The sequence below is a fragment of the [Enterobacter] lignolyticus SCF1 genome (assembly GCF_000164865.1).
In the GTDB taxonomy this organism is placed as follows: domain Bacteria; phylum Pseudomonadota; class Gammaproteobacteria; order Enterobacterales; family Enterobacteriaceae; genus Enterobacter_B; species Enterobacter_B lignolyticus.
In genome coordinates this window covers 2,207,215-2,227,396 of record NC_014618.1, presented here as the reverse complement: position 1 = coordinate 2,227,396, position 20,182 = coordinate 2,207,215, and the positions used below count along the sequence as shown (strand labels likewise).

At 57.9% G+C, this 20,182-nt stretch carries 22 protein-coding genes and 1 other annotated feature; of the genes, 7 read left to right on the top strand and 15 right to left on the bottom strand.

The window, feature by feature from the left end; genetic code table 11:
* Positions 1 to 15: 15 nt before the first annotated feature.
* Genes ENTCL_RS10505 through ENTCL_RS10490 form a run of 4 tightly spaced genes read left to right on the top strand, consistent with a single transcriptional unit; the run spans position 16 to position 3,608 of the window.
* Complete coding sequence (locus ENTCL_RS10505) at positions 16 to 1,044, top strand: hemin-degrading factor (protein ID WP_013366096.1); 1,029 nt, start codon at positions 16 to 18, stop codon at positions 1,042 to 1,044.
* Positions 1,041 to 1,859: a heme/hemin ABC transporter substrate-binding protein gene (locus ENTCL_RS10500; RefSeq protein ID WP_013366095.1), complete on the top strand. Its 819-nt coding sequence runs from the start codon at positions 1,041 to 1,043 to the stop codon at positions 1,857 to 1,859. The genes ENTCL_RS10505 and ENTCL_RS10500 overlap by 4 nt, the downstream gene beginning before the upstream one ends.
* Positions 1,859 to 2,848 (top strand): FecCD family ABC transporter permease, encoded by a 990-nt coding sequence (locus ENTCL_RS10495; RefSeq protein WP_013366094.1) that lies wholly within the window; start codon positions 1,859 to 1,861, stop codon positions 2,846 to 2,848. Before ENTCL_RS10500 ends, ENTCL_RS10495 begins: the two co-directional genes overlap by 1 nt.
* Complete coding sequence (locus ENTCL_RS10490; protein ID WP_013366093.1) at positions 2,841 to 3,608, top strand: heme ABC transporter ATP-binding protein; 768 nt, start codon at positions 2,841 to 2,843, stop codon at positions 3,606 to 3,608. The genes ENTCL_RS10495 and ENTCL_RS10490 overlap by 8 nt, the downstream gene beginning before the upstream one ends.
* On the opposite strand, the gene selO is transcribed toward ENTCL_RS10490, so the two are convergent.
* The 14 genes from selO to thrS form a co-directional block, all read right to left on the bottom strand.
* A complete protein-coding gene (selO, locus tag ENTCL_RS10485) occupies positions 3,605 to 5,047 on the bottom strand; it encodes a protein adenylyltransferase SelO (protein WP_013366092.1) in 1,443 nt (480 codons plus the stop codon). The genes ENTCL_RS10490 and selO overlap by 4 nt on opposite strands.
* Before the next feature lie 51 nt (positions 5,048 to 5,098).
* Positions 5,099 to 5,821, bottom strand: a complete 723-nt coding sequence (locus ENTCL_RS10480; RefSeq protein ID WP_013366091.1) for an EAL domain-containing protein — start codon at positions 5,819 to 5,821, stop codon at positions 5,099 to 5,101.
* Positions 5,822 to 6,099: 278 nt separating this feature from the next.
* Entirely contained in the window at positions 6,100 to 6,567 is a 468-nt protein-coding gene (locus ENTCL_RS10475) for an NlpC/P60 family protein (protein WP_013366090.1), read from the bottom strand.
* A 78-nt stretch (positions 6,568 to 6,645) separates the two neighbouring features.
* Entirely contained in the window at positions 6,646 to 7,395 is a 750-nt protein-coding gene (btuD, locus tag ENTCL_RS10470) for a vitamin B12 ABC transporter ATP-binding protein BtuD (protein ID WP_013366089.1), read from the bottom strand.
* A complete protein-coding gene (locus tag ENTCL_RS10465; RefSeq protein WP_013366088.1) occupies positions 7,395 to 7,946 on the bottom strand; it encodes a glutathione peroxidase in 552 nt (183 codons plus the stop codon). Before ENTCL_RS10465 ends, btuD begins: the two co-directional genes overlap by 1 nt.
* Before the next feature lie 29 nt (positions 7,947 to 7,975).
* On the bottom strand, positions 7,976 to 8,956 hold the full coding sequence (btuC, locus tag ENTCL_RS10460; protein ID WP_013366087.1) for a vitamin B12 ABC transporter permease BtuC: 981 nt from the start codon (positions 8,954 to 8,956) through the stop codon (positions 7,976 to 7,978).
* Positions 8,957 to 9,058: 102 nt separating this feature from the next.
* Entirely contained in the window at positions 9,059 to 9,358 is a 300-nt protein-coding gene (gene ihfA / locus ENTCL_RS10455; protein ID WP_006820203.1) for an integration host factor subunit alpha, read from the bottom strand.
* Positions 9,359 to 9,362: 4 nt separating this feature from the next.
* A complete protein-coding gene (pheT, locus tag ENTCL_RS10450; protein ID WP_013366086.1) occupies positions 9,363 to 11,750 on the bottom strand; it encodes a phenylalanine--tRNA ligase subunit beta in 2,388 nt (795 codons plus the stop codon).
* Between the two features lie 15 nt (positions 11,751 to 11,765).
* On the bottom strand, positions 11,766 to 12,749 hold the full coding sequence (gene pheS / locus ENTCL_RS10445; RefSeq protein WP_013366085.1) for a phenylalanine--tRNA ligase subunit alpha: 984 nt from the start codon (positions 12,747 to 12,749) through the stop codon (positions 11,766 to 11,768).
* A gap of 40 nt (positions 12,750 to 12,789) precedes the next feature.
* Positions 12,790 to 12,913: a sequence feature (Phe leader region), on the bottom strand.
* Positions 12,864 to 12,908 (bottom strand): pheST operon leader peptide PheM, encoded by a 45-nt coding sequence (gene pheM / locus ENTCL_RS23660; RefSeq protein ID WP_001386830.1) that lies wholly within the window; start codon positions 12,906 to 12,908, stop codon positions 12,864 to 12,866. Its footprint overlaps the feature before it by 45 nt.
* Positions 12,914 to 13,029: 116 nt before the next feature.
* Entirely contained in the window at positions 13,030 to 13,386 is a 357-nt protein-coding gene (rplT, locus tag ENTCL_RS10440; protein WP_013366084.1) for a 50S ribosomal protein L20, read from the bottom strand.
* 49 nt (positions 13,387 to 13,435) lie between these two features.
* Entirely contained in the window at positions 13,436 to 13,633 is a 198-nt protein-coding gene (gene rpmI / locus ENTCL_RS10435) for a 50S ribosomal protein L35 (protein ID WP_001124225.1), read from the bottom strand.
* A gap of 97 nt (positions 13,634 to 13,730) precedes the next feature.
* Positions 13,731 to 14,273 carry a translation initiation factor IF-3 gene (gene infC / locus ENTCL_RS10430; protein WP_013366083.1) on the bottom strand — a complete coding sequence of 181 codons (543 nt, stop codon included), beginning with the start codon at positions 14,271 to 14,273 and terminating at the stop codon, positions 13,731 to 13,733.
* Positions 14,274 to 14,276: 3 nt separating this feature from the next.
* Positions 14,277 to 16,205, bottom strand: a complete 1,929-nt coding sequence (gene thrS / locus ENTCL_RS10425) for a threonine--tRNA ligase (RefSeq protein ID WP_013366082.1) — start codon at positions 16,203 to 16,205, stop codon at positions 14,277 to 14,279.
* Between the two features lie 308 nt (positions 16,206 to 16,513).
* Here thrS and ENTCL_RS10420 point away from each other — a divergent pair, with 308 nt between their 5' ends.
* Positions 16,514 to 17,044, top strand: a complete 531-nt coding sequence (locus ENTCL_RS10420; protein ID WP_013366081.1) for a DedA family protein — start codon at positions 16,514 to 16,516, stop codon at positions 17,042 to 17,044.
* Positions 17,045 to 17,077: 33 nt separating this feature from the next.
* Here ENTCL_RS10420 and ENTCL_RS10415 read toward each other — a convergent pair whose 3' ends face one another.
* Positions 17,078 to 17,836 carry a DUF481 domain-containing protein gene (locus ENTCL_RS10415; RefSeq protein WP_013366080.1) on the bottom strand — a complete coding sequence of 253 codons (759 nt, stop codon included), beginning with the start codon at positions 17,834 to 17,836 and terminating at the stop codon, positions 17,078 to 17,080.
* Between the two features lie 316 nt (positions 17,837 to 18,152).
* Between ENTCL_RS10415 and pfkB the strand changes: the two genes are divergently transcribed.
* On the top strand, positions 18,153 to 19,085 hold the full coding sequence (pfkB, locus tag ENTCL_RS10410; protein WP_013366079.1) for a 6-phosphofructokinase II: 933 nt from the start codon (positions 18,153 to 18,155) through the stop codon (positions 19,083 to 19,085).
* Between the two features lie 230 nt (positions 19,086 to 19,315).
* Complete coding sequence (locus tag ENTCL_RS10405) at positions 19,316 to 20,173, top strand: fructosamine kinase family protein (RefSeq protein ID WP_013366078.1); 858 nt, start codon at positions 19,316 to 19,318, stop codon at positions 20,171 to 20,173.
* Positions 20,174 to 20,182: the final 9 nt, after the last annotated feature.

Below are 20,182 nucleotides of genomic sequence, written 5' to 3'. Positions count from 1 at the left end.
TGAAAGGATATGACGATGACTCTCTACACCCGCTGGCTGGCACTGAAAGACCAGCATCCCGGCCTTTACGCCCGCGACATTGCCGCCACGATGCGCATCAGCGAAGCCGAATTAGCCTGGTCCCGCGTTGGGCACGACGCCTGGCGTTTGCAGGGCGCCATCCGCGATATGCTGGCCGCGCTGGAGGCCGTGGGCGACGTCAAATGTATCTGCCGCAATGAATATGCGGTGCACGAGCAGGTCGGCCGTTTTACCCACCAGCATCTGAGCGGCCACGCAGGCCTGGTGCTTAACCCGCGCGCGCTCGATTTGCGCCTGTTCCTCAACCAGTGGGACAGCGCGTTTCACATCAGCGAAATCAGCGCGCGGGGCGAGCGTCAGAGCCTCCAGTTTTTCGACCGTCAGGGCGATGCGCTGCTGAAGGTCTACACCACCGACGGCACCGATATGGCCGCCTGGGGCGATGTGCTGACGCGATTCATTCACGCCGATAACCCCACGCTCGCGCTGCGTCCGGCGGAGGCAGCGACGGAAGCGGCGCCGGTGGACGGCGCGCTGGTCGACAGCCAGTGGCGTGAAATGACCGACGTTCACCAGTTCTTCACCCTGCTCAAGCGCCATAACCTGAGCCGCCAGCAGGCGTTTCGCCTGGTAGGCGATGATTTAGCCTGCCGGGTCGATAATGGCGCGCTGGTGCAGCTGCTGGCCGCCGCCCGCCAGGACGGCAACGAAATAATGATTTTCGTTGGCAACCGCGGCTGCGTACAGATTTTCACCGGCGTGGTGGAAAAGGTCGCACCGATGAAGGGCTGGCTGAATATCTTCAATCCGTCCTTTACCCTGCACCTGCGGGAAGACGCGATTGCCGAAAGCTGGATAACCCGGAAACCTACCGCCGACGGCCACGTGACCAGTCTGGAGCTGTTTGCCGCCGACGGCACGCAAATCGCCCAGCTGTACGGCCAGCGTAGCGAAGGCGAACCGGAGCAGGCGCAGTGGCGGTCGCAGACAGGCGCGCTGGCGGATAAAGGGCTGGCGGCATGAGAGGCGTCGCCGCACTGATCGCCGCACTGCCGCTGCTGGCCTGCGCCGCACAGCAGAAGGTCGTCGCGCTGGGCGGCGATGTAACTGAAATCCTCTATGCGCTGGGCGCACAGACCACGCTTGTCGCCCGCGACAGCACCAGCCAGTGGCCTCCTCAGGCGCAGGTCTTACCGGACGTCGGCTACCTGCGCCAGCTCAATGCGGAGGGTATTCTCGCCGCCCGCCCGACGCTGGTGCTGGCAAGCGAACAGGCGCAGCCGTCGCTGGCGCTTAAGCAGGTCGCGCAAAACGGCGTTTCAGTGGTGACCGTGCCTGGCCGCAATGACATTAGCGTCATCGACGAGAAAATCCGTGTTATCGCCGGGGCATTGCGCAAGGAAAAAGAGGGTGACGCGCTGCGCCAGGAGATCGGACGGCAGCTGGCATCGCTCCCCGCCTCGCCGCTGAATAAACGGGTGTTGTTTATTCTCAGCCACGGCGGGATGAGCGCCATGGCGGCCGGGCAGCAAACGGCGGCGGACACGGCTATCCGCGCCGCCGGGCTGCAAAACGCGATGCAGGGGGTTAACCGCTATCAGCCGCTGTCACAGGAGGGCGTTATCGCCAGCCAGCCCGACCTGGTGGTGATTTCCCGTGAGGGCGTCGCCAGCATGGGCGGCGAAGCGGCGCTGTGGAAGCTGCCGGGGCTCGCGCAAACGCCGGCCGGGCGTCATCAGCAGGCGCTGCTGGTGGATGATATGGCGCTGTTAGGATTTAGCATCCGCACGCCGGATGCCCTGAAGCAGCTGCGGCAAAAAGCGGAGCTGCTGCCCTGATGCCCGCCGTTCTCCTGCGTTCCCTGTGGTCGCTGCTCGCGCTGCTGGTGCTGCTGACGCTCACCGCCACCACCGTTGGCGCCATGAAGCTGCCGCCTGAGGCCCTGTGGCGGGGAGATGGGCTACTGCGCCAGATCTGGTTCACTATCCGCCTGCCGCGGGTGCTGCTGGCGCCGATCGTCGGCGGCGCGCTGGCGCTGGCGGGCTGCGTGATGCAGGGGCTGTTTCGCAACCCGCTTGCCGACCCGGGCCTGCTGGGGATCAGCAGCGGCGCCGCGCTGGCCGTCGGGCTGTGGGTGTTGCTGCCCCTCTCGCTGCCGCTGGTGGTCATGCTCTACGCGCCGATGCTGGCGGCGTTTATCGGCAGCCTTGCCGTTACGCTGGTTATCTTTGCGCTCAGCCGACGTCGCGATAGCTCGCTCTCGCGCCTGCTGCTGGTCGGCATCGCCATCAACGCCCTGTGCGGCGCAGCGCTCGGCGTGCTCTCCTGGCTGAGCGACGATGCCCAGTTGCGCCAGCTGTCGCTGTGGGGAATGGGCAGCCTGGGTCAGGCCCAGTGGCCGATGCTGCTGGTCTGCGCATCGCTGATGCTGCCCGCCGTCGCTGCTATCTGGCGGCTGGCGAAACCGCTGAATTTACTGCAGCTGGGCGATGAGGACGCGCACTACCTCGGCGTCAACGTGCGTCAGATCCAGCGCCGCCTGCTGTTGTGCAGCGCGCTGCTGGTGGCGACCGCGGTGGCGGTGAGCGGCGTTATTGGTTTTATCGGGCTGGTGGTGCCGCACCTGATGCGAATGTGGCTTGGGGCCGATCACCGCGCGACGATCCCGGGATCTGTGCTGGCGGGCGCTATTCTGCTGCTGATCGCCGACACCGCCGCCCGCACGCTGGCGGCGCCGGCTGAAATGCCGGTGGGATTACTGACCAGCCTGCTCGGCGCGCCGTGGTTTTTATGGCTGATATTTCGTAAAGGAGCGCAGCATGCCTAGCTCTCTGCGGGCGTCAGGAGTGAGCTACTCTTCGGCGTTACGCGATATCTCGCTGACGCTCGCCCCCGGCGAGCTGGTGGCCCTGATTGGTCCTAACGGCGCGGGGAAATCGACCCTGCTGCGGCTGCTGACCGGCTACCTGTCGCCGGACAGCGGCCAGTGTACGCTCAACGGCATTGCCCTTGACGCCTGGACGCCTCAGGCGCTGTCGCGCCAGCGGGCGGTGATGCGCCAGCAAAGCCTGCCGGGATTCGACTGGCCGGTCGAGGCCGCGATCGCCATGGGACGCGCGCCGTGGCCGTCGTCAGACGACCGCGACGCGGTTGAACAGATTATGGCGCTGACCGGCTGTAGCCAGCTTCGCGGGCGTAACTTCAGCGCCCTTTCCGGCGGCGAACAGCAGCGCGTACAGCTGGCAAGGGCCCTGGCGCAGCTATGGCGCGACGGAAAACCCCGCGGCTGGCTGTTTCTGGACGAGCCAACCTCTGCGCTGGATCTGTATCATCAGCAGCACCTGCTGCGGTTGCTAAAACAGCTGACGGCAGACGGCGAACTGCACGTTTGCGCCGTCCTTCACGATCTCAATCTTGCCGCCCTGTGGGCCGACCGGCTGGTGTTGCTCCACCAGGGGATGCTGGTTGCCGAAGGCCGCGCGTCACAGGTGCTGCAGGCCGACCTGCTGCGCCGCTACTATGGCGCCGATGTGCACATCGGCACGCATCCGCACAGCCCGACGCCCCAGGTTTTTCTGTCCCCTTAGCTTGAGCAGCTCACTTCCAGCCGCTTACCCCACTCCGGCGGGCGGCTGGCATAGTCGTCGCTGCGGTCGTCAAACGGCGTGCGCAGCGCCTCATGCAGGCGCGACAGCTCCTGATAGTCCCCACGCTCGGCCTGCTCGATGGCCCGCTGCGCCAGCCAGTTGCGTAGTACAATAGCCGGGTTCTCCTGCTTCATCACGCGCTGGCGTTCATCATCGGCGATCTGCTCCTGCTGCAGGCGGCGCCGGTAGTCGCTAAACCAGCGGTCGAACGCCTCGCGGTCGATAAATTCGTCGCGCAGCGGCGACGCCGCGCTGTGCTGCTCGGTAGCGCTCAGCATGCGGAACGTACGGGTATAATCGCTGCCTTCACGCTCCATCAGCGCGAAGAGGCCGTTCAGCAGATCGTTATCGCCTTTTTCCTGGGTAAACAAACCGAGCTTACGGCGCATCCGGCTGCCGTACTCCTCCAGCAGCGCCAGCTCATATCCCTCCAGCGCCTGATTCAGGGCATCCACGGCAATAAACGGCGACAGCGTTTGCGCCAGCCGCTGCAGATTCCACAGCGCCACCGCAGGCTGGTTTTCAAAGCTATAGCGCCCCTGGTGGTCCGAATGATTGCAGATAAACGACGGCTGGAAGTCATCAAGAAAACCAAACGGGCCGTAGTCAAGCGTCAGCCCGAGTATCGACATATTGTCAGTATTCATCACGCCGTGAGCGAACCCCAGCGTCTGCCAGCGGGCGATGGCCACCGCCGTTTTTGTGACAACGTCACGAAGCCACAGCGTATATTTATCCGCTGAATCGACGAGATGCGGCCAGTGATGGCGAATGACATAGTCCGCCAGCAGCTGAACCTTCTGCGGCTCGCGACGGTAGTAAAAGTGTTCGAAATGACCAAAGCGGACGTGGCTTTCAGCAATACGGATCAGCATCGCGCCCTGCTCGACCGTTTCGCGGTAGACCGGCGTATCGCTGGTCACCACCGACAGCGCGCGCGTCGTCGCTACGCCAAGATGATGCATCGCCTCGGAGGCCAGGCTCTCGCGCAGCGTTGAGCGCAATACCGCACGCCCGTCGCCCATTCGCGAATAGGGCGTCAGCCCTGCGCCCTTGAGATGCCAGTCATAGCGGCGACCGTCGGCAAGCTGCTGCTCGCCGAGCAAAATGCCCCGCCCGTCGCCGAGCTGTCCGGCCCAGACGCCGAACTGATGGCCGCTGTAGACCTGGGCCAGGGGCGACATTCCGGGCAGCAGCGCTTCACCGCCCCAGACGCCGGCGCCGTTTTCGGGCGCAAAGAGCGCATCGGGGATCCCCAGCATCTGCGCCAGCGGCGCGTTGTGCCAGATAAGACGTGCATTCGCCAGCGGCGCAGGCGCCAGCTCGCTGTAAAAATCCGGCAGCTCATCGCGCCAGTGATGGGTAAAAGACAGGGTCATGTTTCCTCCTGCCTCTAGTGTAGTGCGAATAACCGCGGCTAAATACGGAGGTTATGCAGGGTTACTCTGCACAAGGCTCGTCAACAACGCCACATCCACGGCCGACCACAGCGCGCCGAATAGCGCGGTAAACCCCCACGGCTGCAGGCGCTTCAGTATTTCCGTATCATCCACCCCGGCGGCCATGATAGCCGAACAGTATGGTGAAGCCTGCGCCACAATGGCGCGCATAAACGGCCCAAAAGACGCCGCGTGCGCCTGCCGCTGAATAAAGTTTTTATCCAGAATAACTCGGGTGAATAAACCCGAAAAAACGGCCCGGGTCGATGCATCCCCTGCGCCAAAATTCGCCAGCACCAGCGGATAAGATTTTGCCAATAGCGCTAATGGGTGATTTTCATCGACGAAATCCAGCGCGGGAAAATTCTCATTAACGGTTAATTCCAGAAATGGTAATCGTTGCGCGAGGCTGGCTAATTCGTTTTGCACTAAAAGCGCGTTTGCAATTACCGGACTAATATTAATCCACGCCAGCAACTGTTGTTGAATAAAAAAGATTTGGCAGGTTTCAAGCAGCGCAAGTTTTTCGCGGAACAATGAAACCTCATCCTCTTCGCTAAGGCGCGGCAAAACAAGCCCCGTCGGTGTGCGAATCCCGTCGTCGACGCCCATAAAGTTAGTAATTATTTCCAGCCCAACGAGTTTACCGTTGCCATTTCTGGCAGGAAGGAAGAGTAACTCTGAGCGATACATGTTATCTAACGAAACAATCATTACGCCCACCCCAGTTTAAGGGCCTTACCCGGCAACCTGCGTGTCGCTCCCGAGGAATTCAACCTCTTTGATTTTAAAAAGATTAATTTCATTAGTCCCTGGCGATATCAAAATTCCCTTGTTTAAGTTATCTTAAGATTGTAATCCATTAACCCGCAATCGTACAATCCACGATTTCAAGTGGGAGATGAAACAGGTATCGATTTTTATTCCACTGGGAATTTATTTATATTTATATCCTGAACCGAAGAGCGCGGTCGCCCTTCGGCTATGTTGCGTTATATTCGTCGGGCCTGCCAAAAATTTTTCCGCCAGTAGACATTATCCAGCGATGAACGCGTCACCCCCTGGCTGGTCGAAGCATGAATAAACTGGTTATCAGTATCGTAGATACCGACATGCAGACCGCTGTCTCCTGAACCGGTTTTAAAGAACACCAAATCGCCGGGAAGCAAATCATCCGGATCGATTTTTGTGCCGATCTGCGCCTGCTGACGCGTTTCTCGCGGCAGCTGAATCGCGAATTTATCCCGCAGCGTCATCATCACAAAGGCCGAACAATCAACGCCGCGACGGCTGGCTCCGCCATAGCGATAGGGCGTTCCGCGCCAGTTTTGCAGCTGATCGTTAAGGCCCGCGATAACGGTGATGGAATCAGAAAGCCGTGCATTAGGCGCAGGCGCACGGTGGCTGCTGCTGCACCCTGCTAAAATTAATGCCGCCAACAAAATAAAAAAGAGACGCATAAACGGCGTATCCTCTGTGTTTTTTTTATAGCAATAATTTAGCCCTGTTATTTATAAAGTTGCAAGCGAGCATTTGCGCTACGGGGTCGGTATGAGTACCTGATAACCATCCACATTCATTTTTTTGAACGGCAGTCGATAGATCTGCTGCAGATTATCTGTAGTCATTATCTGCTGCGTTTCTCCCCTGGCGATCAGTTTTCCCTTGCACAACAGCCAGACCCGCTGCGCAAAACGCAGCGTATGGTTCAGGTCATGGCTGCTCATCACGACAGCCACTCCGGCGGCGCGCAGTTCGCCTAATACCTCGTCCAGCGCCGCCTGCTGCGCTACGTCGAGACTGTTCATCGGCTCATCCAGCACCAGCAGTTGGCCGTGAGGATTGCCCTGCGGATGGATCTGCAGCACCACCGCCGCCAGCCGTACCCGCTGCCATTCCCCGCCCGAGAGCTGGTTCACTGAGCGGGCGAGCTTGTCTTCCAGGCTAAACGACGCCGCGACCGACTGCATCAGGGCATGCTGCGAGGTGTCGTACTGATGCAGCGAAAGGTAATGCCAGACCGGCATTGCGAAGGGCGGCGTCTGGTGCTGGGACAAAAAAGCGCGATGCTGCGCCAGCACAGGCGCCGACCAGTCATCCAGACTTTTACCGTCAAAAATGACCCGCCCTTTTCCCCCGCTAAGCCCCGCAATACGGCTCAGCAGGGTACTTTTCCCGGCGCCGTTCGGCCCCACCAAATGCAGGATTTCTCCCCTGCGGGCCTCGGCGGTAAACGGCGCCAGGCGCCCGGCCTCTTCTACGGCCTCAAGCTGCAGCAGCATGGTCATTATTTGGCAACGGCCTGCTTAATCGCCTCAACCACCTGCGGATCGTCCGGCGTCATATCCGGCGAGAAGCGCTGAATCACCGCGCCATCACGGCCGACCAGAAACTTTTCGAAGTTCCACAGAATGTCGCCCGTCTGCTTCGGCGCGCGCCCTTTGCTGACCATCCGCTCCATAAAACCGCTCCCCTGCGGCGCGAGCGCGACCGGCGCTGCGCTCACCAGCTTGCCATACAGCGGATGGCGGTGCTCACCGTTCACCTCGATTTTACTGAACATCGGGAAGGTGACGCCGTAGGTGGTGCTACAGAAGGTTTTGATCTCATCATCGCTGCCCGGCTCCTGGCCCAGGAACTGGTTGCAGGGGAAGCCTAATACCGTAAATCCCTGCGGCGCCCACGCTTCCTGCAGGTTCTCCAGTTGCTCATACTGCGGCGTCAGACCGCACTGGGATGCCACGTTTACCATCAGCAGCACTTTGCCCTTATAGGCCGCCAGTGAGGTTTTCTCGCCATCGATGGTTGTTACGTCAGTATTCAGAATATCGTGTTGCATAGCCGTCTCCAGGTGTGTTCTGCCGGGTCTTAGCGCCCGGCCTTTAATAATAGCCAGATAAAAACGGGGGCGCCCAGCGTGGCCGTCACAACGCCAATCGGCAGTTCGGCGGAGGCCAGCGCCAGCCGGGCGATAATATCCGCGCACAGTAGCGCACAGCCGCCCGCCAGCGCGCAGGCGGGAAGCAAGACACGGTGATCCGTAAGCCCGCACAGTCGCAGGATATGCGGGATAACCAGCCCGATAAAGCCGATAGCCCCCGCCAGCGCGACGCTGACGCCGACCAGCCAGCCGGTGGCCATCACCAGCAGTCGCCGCCAGAGCCACAGCGGCAGGCCCAGCTGGCGGGCGGATATCTCCCCCAGCGCCAGCACATTTAGCGCAGAGGACTGCAGGCACACCCACGCCAGCACCGGCAGCAGCGCAACCATCAGCCAGAGCTGCTGCCAGTCGACGCCGCCGAATCCCCCCATCATCCAGTACATCAGCTGGCGCAGGTCGAATGAGGTGGAGAAATAGACCGCCCAGGTCATGGCGGCGCTGCAGATAATCCCCAGCGCCACGCCGGCGAGCAGCAGGCGGCTGGTAGAGAGATGACGGCGGGCGAAGCGCAGCAGGATGATGGTGATAAGCAGCGCGCCCGCAATAGCGCATAGCCCAAGCGCCCATCCCGGCAGCAGGCCGTGCCCCAGCAGCACCGCGGCGATAAGCCCTACGCCTGCGCCGTTTGACACGCCGAGCAGGCCAGGCTCGGCGAGCGGGTTCTCAAACAGCGCCTGCATAATGGCGCCGGAGACCGCCAGCGCTGCGCCGACCAGCAGCACGGCGAGCGTACGAGGCAAGCGGATATGCCAGACGAACAGCTCGCCCTGCGGGCTAAACCAGGCGTCTGGCGCTATCCAGCGCTCTCCGGCGCAGAGGCTTACCAGCGTCGCCAGCAGCAGAAGGAATAGCAGGATGAGGATCCAGCGACGATGGCGCTGCTGTTGTCGTTGGGCCAGAGTGTGCATAGCGTCCCTGAAGCGGTTAAGAGAAGTCTCTGATTTTATTGCGCCGGACATAAGCTGAAAAGAAAAAAGGCCGCGAGGCGGCCTTTTTAATTAGTTCAGAACTTACTCTGCTTTGGGCGAAGCGTTTTCGACACGGCTTTTTAACTTCTGACCGGGTCTGAAGGTCACCACGCGCCGGGCTGTAATGGGAATATCTTCGCCCGTTTTCGGATTACGCCCAGGGCGTTGATTTTTATCGCGCAAATCGAAATTACCGAAACCGGACAGTTTAACCTGCTCGCCGTTTTCCAGAGCGCGACGGATCTCTTCGAAAAACAGCTCTACCAGTTCTTTGGCATCCCGCTTGCTAAGCCCAAGCTTATCAAACAGATATTCTGACATTTCAGCTTTTGTAAGCGCCATAGGTTCAATCCCTCAATGATGCCTGGAATCGCTCTTTCAATGCCTCTACACAGGTGTTGACGGTAGCGGCAATCTCCTCTTCTTCGAGTGTACGGCTGGTATCCTGAAGGATCAGGCTGATAGCGAGGCTCTTGTAACCGTCCGCTACGCCCTTACCACGGTACACGTCAAATAAGTTTACGCCAACTATCTGATTTACGCCAACTTTCTTACACTCTGCCAGAATATCTGCTGCAGGCACGTTTTCAGCCACGACGACCGCGATATCGCGACGGTTCGCCGGGAAGCGGGAAATCTCCTTCGCCTGAGGCACCACGCGGTCTGCAAGGGCGTTCCACTGCAGTTCAAAGACCAGCGTACGGCCGTTCAGATCCAGCTTACGTTCCAGCTCCGGATGGACAACCCCGATAAAACCAATGCGTTCACCTTTCAGATAAATCGCGGCGGACTGCCCCGGATGCAGCGCTGGATTAGCTTCGGCTTTAAACTGAACGTCAGCCAGTTTGCCGGTCAGATCCAGTACAGATTCGAGATCGCCTTTTAAATCATAGAAATCAACCGTCTCTTTCGCCAGGTTCCAGTGCTCTTCGTAGCGGTTACCGCAAATAACGCCGCCCAGCATCAGGTCCTGACGGATACCCAGAGGCGCCTGGGTGTCAGGGACAAAGCGCAGGCCGGTTTCAAAGATACGCACGCGGCTCTGCTGACGGTTCTGGTTGTAGACCACGGTACCGAGCAGACCGGTCCACAATGACAGGCGCATCGCGGACATTTCGCTGGAGATCGGGCTTGGCAGAATCAGCGCTTCTTCACCCGGGTGAATCAGCTGCTGTACTTTCGGGTCGACAAAGCTGTAGGTGATCACTTCCTGATAGCCTTTGTCGTTCAGCATCGTTTTCACGCGCTTGAGCGGCAGATTGGCTTCACGGTGGTTCCCCATGATGAGCCCCGCCTGAACAGGTTCATCCGGGATATTGTTGTAGCCGTAGACGCGGGCGACTTCTTCCACCAGATCTTCTTCGATTTCCATGTCGAAACGCCAGCTCGGCGCAACGGCTTTCCATTCGTCCTGACCTTCGGTTACTTCACAGCCCAGACGACGCAGAATGTCACTCACCTGCGCATCGGCAATGTGATGGCCGATCAGGCGATCCAGTTTGCTGCGGCGCAGAGTGATAGTGGCGCGTTTAGGCAGGGAATCTTCGTGGGTCACGTCGATAACCGGGCCGGCTTCGCCGCCGCAGAGGTCAATCAGCAGGCGGGTGGCGCGCTCCATCGCTTTGTACTGCAGCGCCGGATCGACACCGCGCTCGTAGCGGTGAGACGCATCGGTATGCAGGCCGTGACGGCGCGCGCGGCCGGTAATCGACAGCGGGCTGAAGAAGGCGCATTCCAGCAGGACGTTTTGCGTCTCATCGTTAACGCCGGAATGCTCGCCGCCAAAGATGCCGCCCATCGCCAGCGCTTTTTTATGGTCGGCGATGACCAGCGTATCGGCTTTCAGCTTCGCTTCGCTGCCGTCCAGCAGAACCAGCGTTTCACCCTCTTTCGCCATACGTACGACGATACCGCCGTCGATGCGGTCAAGGTCAAACGCATGCATCGGCTGACCCAGCTCCAGCAGAACGTAGTTGGTCACGTCAACCACCGCGTCGATCGAGCGGATACCGCAGCGACGCAGCTTCTCTTTCATCCACAGCGGGGTCGGCGCTTTGACGTTGATGCCCTTCACCACGCGGCCGAGGTAGCGCGGGCAGGCGTCGGCGGCCTCAACCTGGATCGGCAGCGTGTCGCTGATGGTTGCTGCAACCGGCGCCATCTCCGGCGCGGTCAGCGGCTGCTGGTTCAGCACCGCAACGTCGCGAGCGACGCCGATGATTCCTAAGCAGTCGGCGCGGTTCGGGGTCACGCTGATTTCGATAGTGTTATCGTCAAGCTGCAGATACTCGCGAATATCGGTACCGATCGGCGCATCGGCCGGCAGTTCAATGATACCGCTGTGATCGTCGGAAATACCGAGTTCGGAGAAGGAGCACAGCATGCCTTCGGACGGTTCGCCGCGCAGTTTCGCCGCTTTAATTTTAAAATCGCCCGGCAGCACCGCGCCCACGGTCGCCACGGCCACTTTCAGGCCCTGACGGCAGTTTGGCGCGCCGCAGACGATGTCCAGCAGACGCTCGCCGCCCGTGTTGACTTTCGTGACGCGCAGCTTATCCGCATTCGGATGCTGGCCGCACTCAACGACTTCACCCACCACGACGCCATGAAACGCCCCGGCTACCGGCTCAACACCGTCCACCTCAAGGCCTGCCATGGTTACCTGCCCGGACAGCGCTTCGCTGTCGATGGCAGGGTTAACCCATTCGCGTAACCACAGTTCACTGAATTTCATTATGTTGTCCTGCCCTTATTTAAACTGTTTGAGGAAACGCAGATCGTTTTCAAAGAATGCACGTAAATCGGTGACGCCGTAACGCAGCATGGTCAGACGCTCCATCCCCATCCCGAAAGCAAAGCCGGAATAGACTTCCGGGTCGATGCCCACGTTACGCAGTACGTTCGGATGCACCATGCCGCAGCCCAGCACTTCCAGCCATTTGCCGTTTTTGCCCATCACGTCCACTTCCGCGGACGGTTCCGTGAACGGGAAATAGGACGGACGGAAGCGGATCTGCAGATCTTCTTCAAAGAAGTTGCGCAGGAAGTCGTGCAGCGTGCCTTTCAGATTGGTGAAGCTGATGTTGGTATCAACGATCAGGCCTTCCATTTGATGGAACATCGGGGTGTGGGTCTGATCGTAGTCGTTACGATACACGCGGCCCGGCGCGATGATGCGGATTGGCGGCTGCTGTTCTTTCATGGTGCGGATCTGCACGCCGGAGGTCTGGGTGCGCAGCAGGCGGGTTGCATCGAACCAGAAAGTGTCGTGGTCAGCACGCGCCGGGTGATGGCCCGGAATATTCAGCGCATCGAAGTTGTGGTAGTCATCTTCGATTTCCGGTCCGGTCGCCACGGTAAAACCGAGCTCACCGAAGAAACTTTCAATACGATCGATAGTGCGGGTGACCGGGTGGAGACCGCCGGTTTCAATACGACGCCCCGGCAGAGAAACGTCAATGGTTTCTGCCGCCAGACGCGCATTCAGCGCCGCGCCTTCCAGCGCCGCTTTGCGGGCGTTCAGCGCCTGCTGTACCTGCTCTTTGGCTTCGTTAATGACCGCGCCCGCTGCCGGGCGCTCTTCCGCCGGCAGTTCGCGCAGCGTGGTCATCTGAAGGGTCAGATGCCCTTTCTTACCCAGGTATTCCACGCGGACGTTGTCCAGCGCGGCAACATCTGAAGCCTCGTTAATGGCAGCCGTTGCGCTGGCAACCAGCTCTGCGAGATGTGACATGGTTTTCCTCGTTATGTGGCGATTTTGGCAAACGCCGGATACAAAAAAAGCCTCCGCAGGGAGGCTTTCTGGCGCTGTTTTCCGTTTCGTCTTTCACGCGCTAGCCTCCTGGAGTCAGGTGCTAAAGTAAAAAAAGAAGCGGAAAATAGCAGCATTCATGCTTGCGTTACCTTCAGGGTAATGACGTCGATACGGTTATTGAAAGCCGATCGCGCGAAAATGTCAATGCATTGATGATGTTAAAGCAAAAGAGGGAGCAAAGCCCCCTCTTTCAACTGGCTTATGCCAGAGCTGCTTTCGCTTTTTCAACCAGAGCGGTGAACGCTACTTTGTCGAATACGGCGATGTCAGCCAGGATCTTACGGTCGATTTCAACAGAGGCTTTTTTCAGGCCGTTGATGAATTTGCTGTAAGAAATACCGTTCTGACGTGCTGCTGCGTTGATACGCGCAATCCACAGTTGACGGAACTGACGCTTTTTCTGACGACGGTCACGATAAGCGTACTGACCAGCTTTGATAACAGCCTGGAAGGCAACGCGGTAAACGCGAGAACGCGCACCGTAGTAACCTTTAGCTTGTTTCAAAATTTTCTTGTGACGTGCACGTGCAATTACACCACGTTTTACGCGAGCCATATGTGCTCTCCTGTATCTATTCTAATTAAAAAAGTTAAACGTTAACGACTTATGCGTACGGCAGGCACGCGATTACCAGACCCAGATCGCCTTTGGAAACCATGGCTTTCGGACGCAGGTGACGTTTACGCTTGGTAGCTTTCTTAGTCAGAATGTGACGCAGGTTAGCGTGCTTGTGCTTAAAACCACCTTTACCGGTTTTTTTGAAGCGCTTAGCAGCACCGCGTACGGTCTTAATTTTTGGCATTTTATTAACTTCCACTTCGCATTGTTAAATAAACGAAACATAGGCGAACAACGCCTGTGAAGCCCGAAGGCGCCACAGGTGTTGCTGCTTGAAGGCCTTACTGTTTCTTCTTCGGAGCGAGCACCATGATCATCTGGCGGCCTTCGATCTTCGTTGGGAAGGATTCGACTACTGCCAGTTCAACCAGATCGTCTTTCACGCGGTTAAGCACTTCCATACCGATCTGCTGGTGGGCCATCTCACGACCGCGGAAACGCAGCGTGATCTTGGCCTTATCGCCATCTTCGAGAAAGCGAATCAGGCTGCGGAGTTTTACCTGATAGTCGCCTTCGTCAGTACCAGGGCGGAACTTAATTTCCTTAACCTGGATAACTTTCTGCTTTTTCTTCTGTTCCTTAGAAGACTTGCTCTTTTCATAGAGGAATTTGCCGTAGTCCATGATACGACAAACCGGCGGCTCGGCGTTAGGGCTGATTTCGACTAAGTCTACTCCGGCTTCTTCAGCTTTTTCCAGAGCTTCTCTCAGACTCACAATACCAAGCTGCTCGCCTTCCAGACCTGTTAAGCGAACTTCTTGCGCGCGAATTTCGCCATTAATACGATTCGGACGCGCCGTTTGAACTCGTTTTCCGCCTTTAATACCTTATTCCTCCAGTTGTTGAAGACTGCGGCTGCGAATCTCTTGCAGCAGCTTCTCGATCACTTCATTTACGTCCATGCTGCCCAGGTCTTTACCGCGGCGGGTGCGAACGGCCACTTTGCCTGTTTCCACCTCTTTATCACCACAAACCAGCATATACGGGACACGACGTAAAGTGTGCTCGCGGATTTTAAAGCCAATCTTCTCATTTCTCAAGTCTGCTTTTACACGAATACCGGCATTTTGTAGTTTACGGGTCAATTCGTTAACGTATTCAGACTGAGAATCGGTAATGTTCATTACCACCACCTGCACTGGCGCAAGCCAGGTCGGGAAGAAACCAGCGAACTCTTCGGTCAGGATGCCGATGAAGCGTTCCATCGACCCAAGAATTGCGCGGTGAATCATAACCGGCACCTGGCGCTCGTTGTTTTCGCCAACATAAGAGGCGCTCAGACGAGACGGCAGAGAGAAATCCAGCTGTACAGTACCGCACTGCCACGCACGATCGAGGCAGTCATACAGAGTAAATTCAATTTTCGGACCGTAGAACGCGCCTTCACCCAGCTGATATTCAAACGGGATGTTGTTTTCTTCCAGCGCAACCGCTAAGTCCGCCTCAGCACGATCCCACATTTCATCGCTGCCGATACGTTTTTCGGGGCGAGTGGAAAGCTTGACGACGATTTTCTCGAAGCCAAAGGTGCTGTACATATCGTAGACCATCCGGATACAGGCGTTAACTTCATCGCGGATTTGCTCTTCAGTACAGAAGATATGCGCATCGTCCTGCGTAAAGCCGCGCACGCGCATCAGGCCATGCAGCGCGCCTGACGGCTCGTTACGATGGCAGCTACCGAACTCCGCCATACGCAGCGGCAGATCGCGGTAGGATTTCAGACCCTGATTGAAGATCTGCACGTGGCCCGGGCAGTTCATCGGCTTGATGCAGTATTCACGGTTCTCGGAAGAGGTGGTGAACATCGCATCTTTATAGTTGTCCCAGTGGCCGGTTTTTTCCCACAGGACGCGGTCCATCATGAATGGACCCTTCACTTCCTGGTACTGGTACTCTTTGAGCTTGGAGCGTACAAAGACTTCCAGTTCACGGAAGATAGTCCAGCCGTCGTTGTGCCAGAACACCATACCCGGCGCTTCTTCCTGCATATGGTACAGGTCGAGCTGCTTACCGATTTTACGGTGGTCACGCTTCGCGGCTTCTTCCAGGCGCTGCAGATAGGCGTTCAGGGCTTTTTTATCGGCCCATGCGGTGCCGTAAATACGCTGCAGCATTTTATTGTTGCTGTCGCCACGCCAGTACGCCCCTGCGGTTTTCATCAGCTTAAAGTGATGGCAGAAGCGCATATTCGGCACGTGCGGACCGCGGCACATGTCGATATATTCTTCATGGTGATACAGACCCGGTTTGTCATCGTGCGCAATATTCTCATCGAGAATAGAGACTTTATAGGTCTCGCCGCGCTTCACGAACGTTTCGCGGGCTTCATGCCAGCTCACGTTCTTCTTGATGACATCGTAGTTTTTCTCCGCCAGCTCGTGCATACGCTTTTCGAGGGCGTCGATATCTTCCTGCGTCAGGGTATGGTCAAGGTCCACGTCATAGTAGAAACCATTGTCAACAACCGGTCCGATCGCCATTTTGGTGTTCGGCCATAACTGTTTGATCGCATGACCCAGCAGGTGCGCGCAGGAGTGACGAAGAATTTCCAGACCTTCTTCATCTTTTGCGGTAATGATTGCAAGCGATGCGTCATGTTCAATGAGATCGCTGGCATCAGCCAGTTCGCCGTTCACACGGCCAGCGATACAGGCTTTCGCCAGACCTGGGCCGATATCAAGGGCAACATCCATTGGGCTTACTGCGTGGTCGTAATGGCGTTGACTGCCATCAGGAAGAGTAATTACAGGCATTTTATATCCTTATTTGCAGTGGTGCCCCACACGAAAGAGCACATACAAAACGATTTTGAGAAAGTTAACGGCAGGATTATCAGGTATCTCGCTTCACTCTGCGGAAAACAGACGGCCGGGCGATAATTCGCCTGAGGTCTTCCCGATAGCTGCCATTAAGTACCTGACCATACTACACGTCTTAAAGACGCGTTGAAAGTCCGCCTTTATTATTCCCCGCAGGGCTATGGAATTCCCGGCCGTTAGTCTTTCGTTAAGGCGCAACGCGGTATCACTATGGCTACCGTTAAGCCACTGAGATCGCAAAAATGGATTTTACGTACCTGATCCACACCGTGACTGATTTTATCAGTCAGCATCAACACCTGGCGCTGGGCGTCATTTTTCTGCTGGCGTTTGGCGAATCGCTGGCGTTTATCTCCTTGCTGCTGCCGGCGACGGTCATTCTGCTGGCGACCGGTGCGCTGATAGGCGAAAGCGAGCTGACCTTTTTCACCGTCTGGCTGTCGGCGGCGGTTGGCGCGTTCTGCGGCGACTGGCTATCCTGGTGGCTGGGCTTTCACTACAGCGAACGGGTTATCAGGGTGTGGCCCCTGTCCCGCCAGCCGCAGCTTATTGCGCGCGGCCACGCCTTTTTTGAACGCTGGGGAACCTGGGGGGTGTTCATCGGACGCTTCTTCGGCCCCTTGCGGGCGGTCGTTCCGCTGGTGGCGGGCATTTGCGCGATGCCGTCCGGAAAATTTCAGCTGGCGAATGGCGCGTCGGCCGCCGTCTGGGCGTTTGGCATACTGGCGCCCGGTGCGCTGGGCATCCCCTGGCTTGCCGAACTGTTTTCATAAAAAAATCAGGCCGGAAATTTCCGGCCCGACACATTACATTTTGTACCCTAAGGTCACCATCGTACGACGGTCGGTATGATCCGGCGCGGTTGACGGCGGCTGCGAGTTCCAGGTCAGGTTATAAGCGACGCGCAGGCCGAAATGCGCGTTAATAGCCACATCCAGCGCGGTTTCAGAGTTAACCGTCGTATCGTCCGCGCCAAAAACGGAAACGCCCTGGGTGAATTTCGTGGTGTCGGTCATCTGCCAGACGTAGATCCCGGATACATAGCCCAGCGCCTGCGTCTGCGTCTCGCCATCGGTAAACTCGTCGTAGCGGACGCCAGGACCAAATTCAAAACGCAGGCTATGCACAGGACCGTTGAAGATCTGGCGACCATAACCGGCGGTGAAAACGTCACGCTCGTGGTAGCCGTTGTAGCGGTCGGTCAACCAGCTAGCCTGGCCGAACAGGTAATCATAGTCGGTCAGGTTATAACGCGAACGGCCGCCTATCGCGTATTTCTCTGAAGATCGTTCATCATTAGAAGAGGTGTTGCTGGCATTGCCCCACAGCGACCAGGCGGTTTTTTCGCCGTACCAGGTCAGGGTCGAGTCAGCGGTCAGAGAAGAACTTTTAGTGTTACCAGACTGCGCCAGATAACCGCCGTTAACTTTACCTTCAAACGGTTTCTTCGCAGAGGAAGGGTCGTCCATGACAGTAAAAACGGTATCATCGGCCAGTGCGTGCATTGACGTAAACAGGCCCCCCGCCAGCGCGATGGCCACGGGTACTGTCTTGAAAAGCTTCATTTATTTAAGAGTCCGTACAACAAAAAAAGAGACCGTTACGGTCCCGGAAACTTTCGCGAGGATCAACGACAGGCAGTCCTAAGAAAGGTAACAAATTATAAAAAGGCCCGATTAACATAGCAATGAATTCTTATTTCATTTTTTGAATAAGAGGGCTCTCAAAACTCGTTTTATTTCATAATGATAAAAGTCAACGTTTGGCTTTAAATTCATGAAAATCATGCCTTTGACACTTCCCCTCAGGCAAAACAGGTGCCAGGCTTACACTAAGCACGTTATGGGCTGGCCTGCAAAGGTCATAAAAGGAGGTAATGGAATGACCAAGATCTATACGCTCACGTTAGCGCCCTCTCTCGACAGCGCTACGCAGACCCCACAAATTTATCCCGAAGGTAAATTACGCTGCAGCGCCCCCGTCTTTGAGCCGGGTGGCGGCGGCATCAACGTTGCGCGCGCTATCACCTTTCTTGGCGGCGCCGCGACGGCGATTTTCCCGGCGGGCGGCGCAACGGGCGAGCACCTGGTCGCCCTGCTTGCCGCAGAGCGCGTTCCGGTAGAAGCGGTCGAAACACAGGACTGGACGCGGCAAAACCTGCACGTACATGTTAAGACCAGCGGCGAGCAATACCGTTTCGTGATGCCAGGAGCCGCGCTCAGCGACGACGAATTTGCCCGCCTGGAGGCCCGGGTGATGGCGGCCGACGCCGGCGCGATTATCGTTATTAGCGGCAGCCTGCCGCCGGGCGTATCCACGGGGCGTCTGGCCGAAATGATAAAAACCGCGCAGCGACATGGCCTGCGCTGCGTTATCGACAGCTCCGGCGACGCGCTGGCGGCCGCGCTCAGCGTCGGCGGGCTTGAGCTGGTTAAGCCGAACCAGAAGGAGCTTAGCGCGCTGGTCCAGCGCGAGCTGACCCAGCCCGACGACGTGCGTCAGGCAGCGCTTGAACTCGTGCGCAGCGGCAAAGCAAAACGCGTTGTGGTATCGCTTGGGCCACAGGGCGCGCTGGGCGTGGACGCCAGCGGTTCCGTTCAGGTGGTGCCGCCGCCGGTGAAAAGCCAGAGCACCGTCGGCGCCGGGGACAGCATGGTCGGCGCCATGACGCTGAAGCTGGCGCAAAACGCGCCGCTGGAGGAGATGGTACGCTATGGCGTAGCCGCAGGCAGCGCGGCCACGCTAAACCAGGGCACTCGCCTGTGCTCGCTTGAGAATACGCAGAATATTTATCATTATCTGTGCCAGATATAGGCCGCAGCTCCCGCCGCCAGCGCGGCGGGAGTCGCCAAATCGCCGTTATCGACTATGCTAACAAAACCCTTGAATTACAATGTGGTGATCGCCTGTCGTGAATATCACATTACGCGTCCCTGGTCACAATAACCGTCCTTTGAAACGCACAGTTGTGCGTCAGTTCGTATTTTTCCACCGCGTTTATGCGCTAACCTTATGATATGGCAGAAGACATGGGGAGAGACAGCATGTGGCAAGCTATCAGTAACCTGTTGAGAGAGCATGGAGACGGCGAGATAGAGCTGCGCAACGAGCTGCCAGGCGGAGAAATTCACGCCGCTTGGCACCTGCGTTTTGGCGGCCGGGATTATTTCGTCAAATGCGATGAGCGCGAAATGTTGCCCATTTTCACCGCCGAGGCCGACCAGCTGGAGCTTCTGTCGCGCAGCAAAACCGTCCGGGTCCCCGGCGTCTTCGCCGTCGGCAGCGATCGCGATTACAGCTTCCTGGTCATGGAGTATCTTCCGCCTCGCCCGCTGGACGCCCATAACGCCTTTCTGCTGGGTCAGCAGCTTGCGCATCTGCACGGGTGGAGCGATCAGCCGCAGTTTGGACTCGACTTCGACAACGACCTGTCGACAACGCCGCAGCCCAACGCCTGGCAGCGGCGCTGGTCCACCTTTTTTGCCGAGCAGCGCATCGGCTGGCAGCTGGAGCTGGCGGCGGAAAAAGGCATGGAGTTTGGCAATATCGACGCCATCGTCGAACATATCCACCAGCGGCTGAGCAGCCATCAGCCGACGCCATCGCTGCTGCACGGCGATTTGTGGTCGCAGAACTGCGCGCTGGGCCCGTCCGGTCCCTATATCTTTGACCCGGCCTGCTACTGGGGTGACCGCGAATGCGATCTGGCAATGCTGCCGCTCCACCCGGAGCAGCCGCCGCAGATTTATGACGGCTACCAGTCAATCTCGCCGCTGCCGGGCGGCTTCCTTGAACGCCAGCCGGTTTACCAGCTTTATACGCTGCTGAACCGGGCGATTATGTTCGGCGGAGCGCATCTGGTCACCGCGCAGAAAGCGCTGGAGCGCGTGCTGGCGGCGTAAAAAAAGCCC

Bases quoted from the DNA above. Each gene is read 5' to 3' on its own strand.
- ENTCL_RS10490 (WP_013366093.1), top strand. From the start codon at position 2,841: ATGCCTAGCTCTCTGCGGGCGTCAGGAGTGAGCTACTCTTCGGCGTTA.
- ENTCL_RS10500 (WP_013366095.1), top strand. From the start codon at position 1,041: ATGAGAGGCGTCGCCGCACTGATCGCCGCACTGCCGCTGCTGGCCTGC.
- selO (WP_013366092.1), bottom strand. From the start codon at position 5,047: ATGACCCTGTCTTTTACCCATCACTGGCGCGATGAGCTGCCGGATTTT.
- pheT (WP_013366086.1), bottom strand. From the start codon at position 11,750: ATGAAATTCAGTGAACTGTGGTTACGCGAATGGGTTAACCCTGCCATC.
- rplT (WP_013366084.1), bottom strand. From the start codon at position 13,386: ATGGCTCGCGTAAAACGTGGTGTAATTGCACGTGCACGTCACAAGAAA.
- ENTCL_RS10475 (WP_013366090.1), bottom strand. From the start codon at position 6,567: ATGCGTCTCTTTTTTATTTTGTTGGCGGCATTAATTTTAGCAGGGTGC.
- pheS (WP_013366085.1), bottom strand. From the start codon at position 12,749: ATGTCACATCTCGCAGAGCTGGTTGCCAGCGCAACGGCTGCCATTAAC.
- pfkB (WP_013366079.1), top strand. From the start codon at position 18,153: ATGACCAAGATCTATACGCTCACGTTAGCGCCCTCTCTCGACAGCGCT.
- ENTCL_RS10405 (WP_013366078.1), top strand. From the start codon at position 19,316: ATGTGGCAAGCTATCAGTAACCTGTTGAGAGAGCATGGAGACGGCGAG.
- btuD (WP_013366089.1), bottom strand. From the start codon at position 7,395: ATGACCATGCTGCTGCAGCTTGAGGCCGTAGAAGAGGCCGGGCGCCTG.
- thrS (WP_013366082.1), bottom strand. From the start codon at position 16,205: ATGCCTGTAATTACTCTTCCTGATGGCAGTCAACGCCATTACGACCAC.
- rpmI (WP_001124225.1), bottom strand. From the start codon at position 13,633: ATGCCAAAAATTAAGACCGTACGCGGTGCTGCTAAGCGCTTCAAAAAA.
- ENTCL_RS10505 (WP_013366096.1), top strand. From the start codon at position 16: ATGACTCTCTACACCCGCTGGCTGGCACTGAAAGACCAGCATCCCGGC.
- ENTCL_RS10495 (WP_013366094.1), top strand. From the start codon at position 1,859: ATGCCCGCCGTTCTCCTGCGTTCCCTGTGGTCGCTGCTCGCGCTGCTG.
- ENTCL_RS10480 (WP_013366091.1), bottom strand. From the start codon at position 5,821: ATGATTGTTTCGTTAGATAACATGTATCGCTCAGAGTTACTCTTCCTT.
- ihfA (WP_006820203.1), bottom strand. From the start codon at position 9,358: ATGGCGCTTACAAAAGCTGAAATGTCAGAATATCTGTTTGATAAGCTT.
- ENTCL_RS10465 (WP_013366088.1), bottom strand. From the start codon at position 7,946: ATGCAACACGATATTCTGAATACTGACGTAACAACCATCGATGGCGAG.
- ENTCL_RS10420 (WP_013366081.1), top strand. From the start codon at position 16,514: ATGGATTTTACGTACCTGATCCACACCGTGACTGATTTTATCAGTCAG.
- ENTCL_RS10415 (WP_013366080.1), bottom strand. From the start codon at position 17,836: ATGAAGCTTTTCAAGACAGTACCCGTGGCCATCGCGCTGGCGGGGGGC.
- btuC (WP_013366087.1), bottom strand. From the start codon at position 8,956: ATGCACACTCTGGCCCAACGACAACAGCAGCGCCATCGTCGCTGGATC.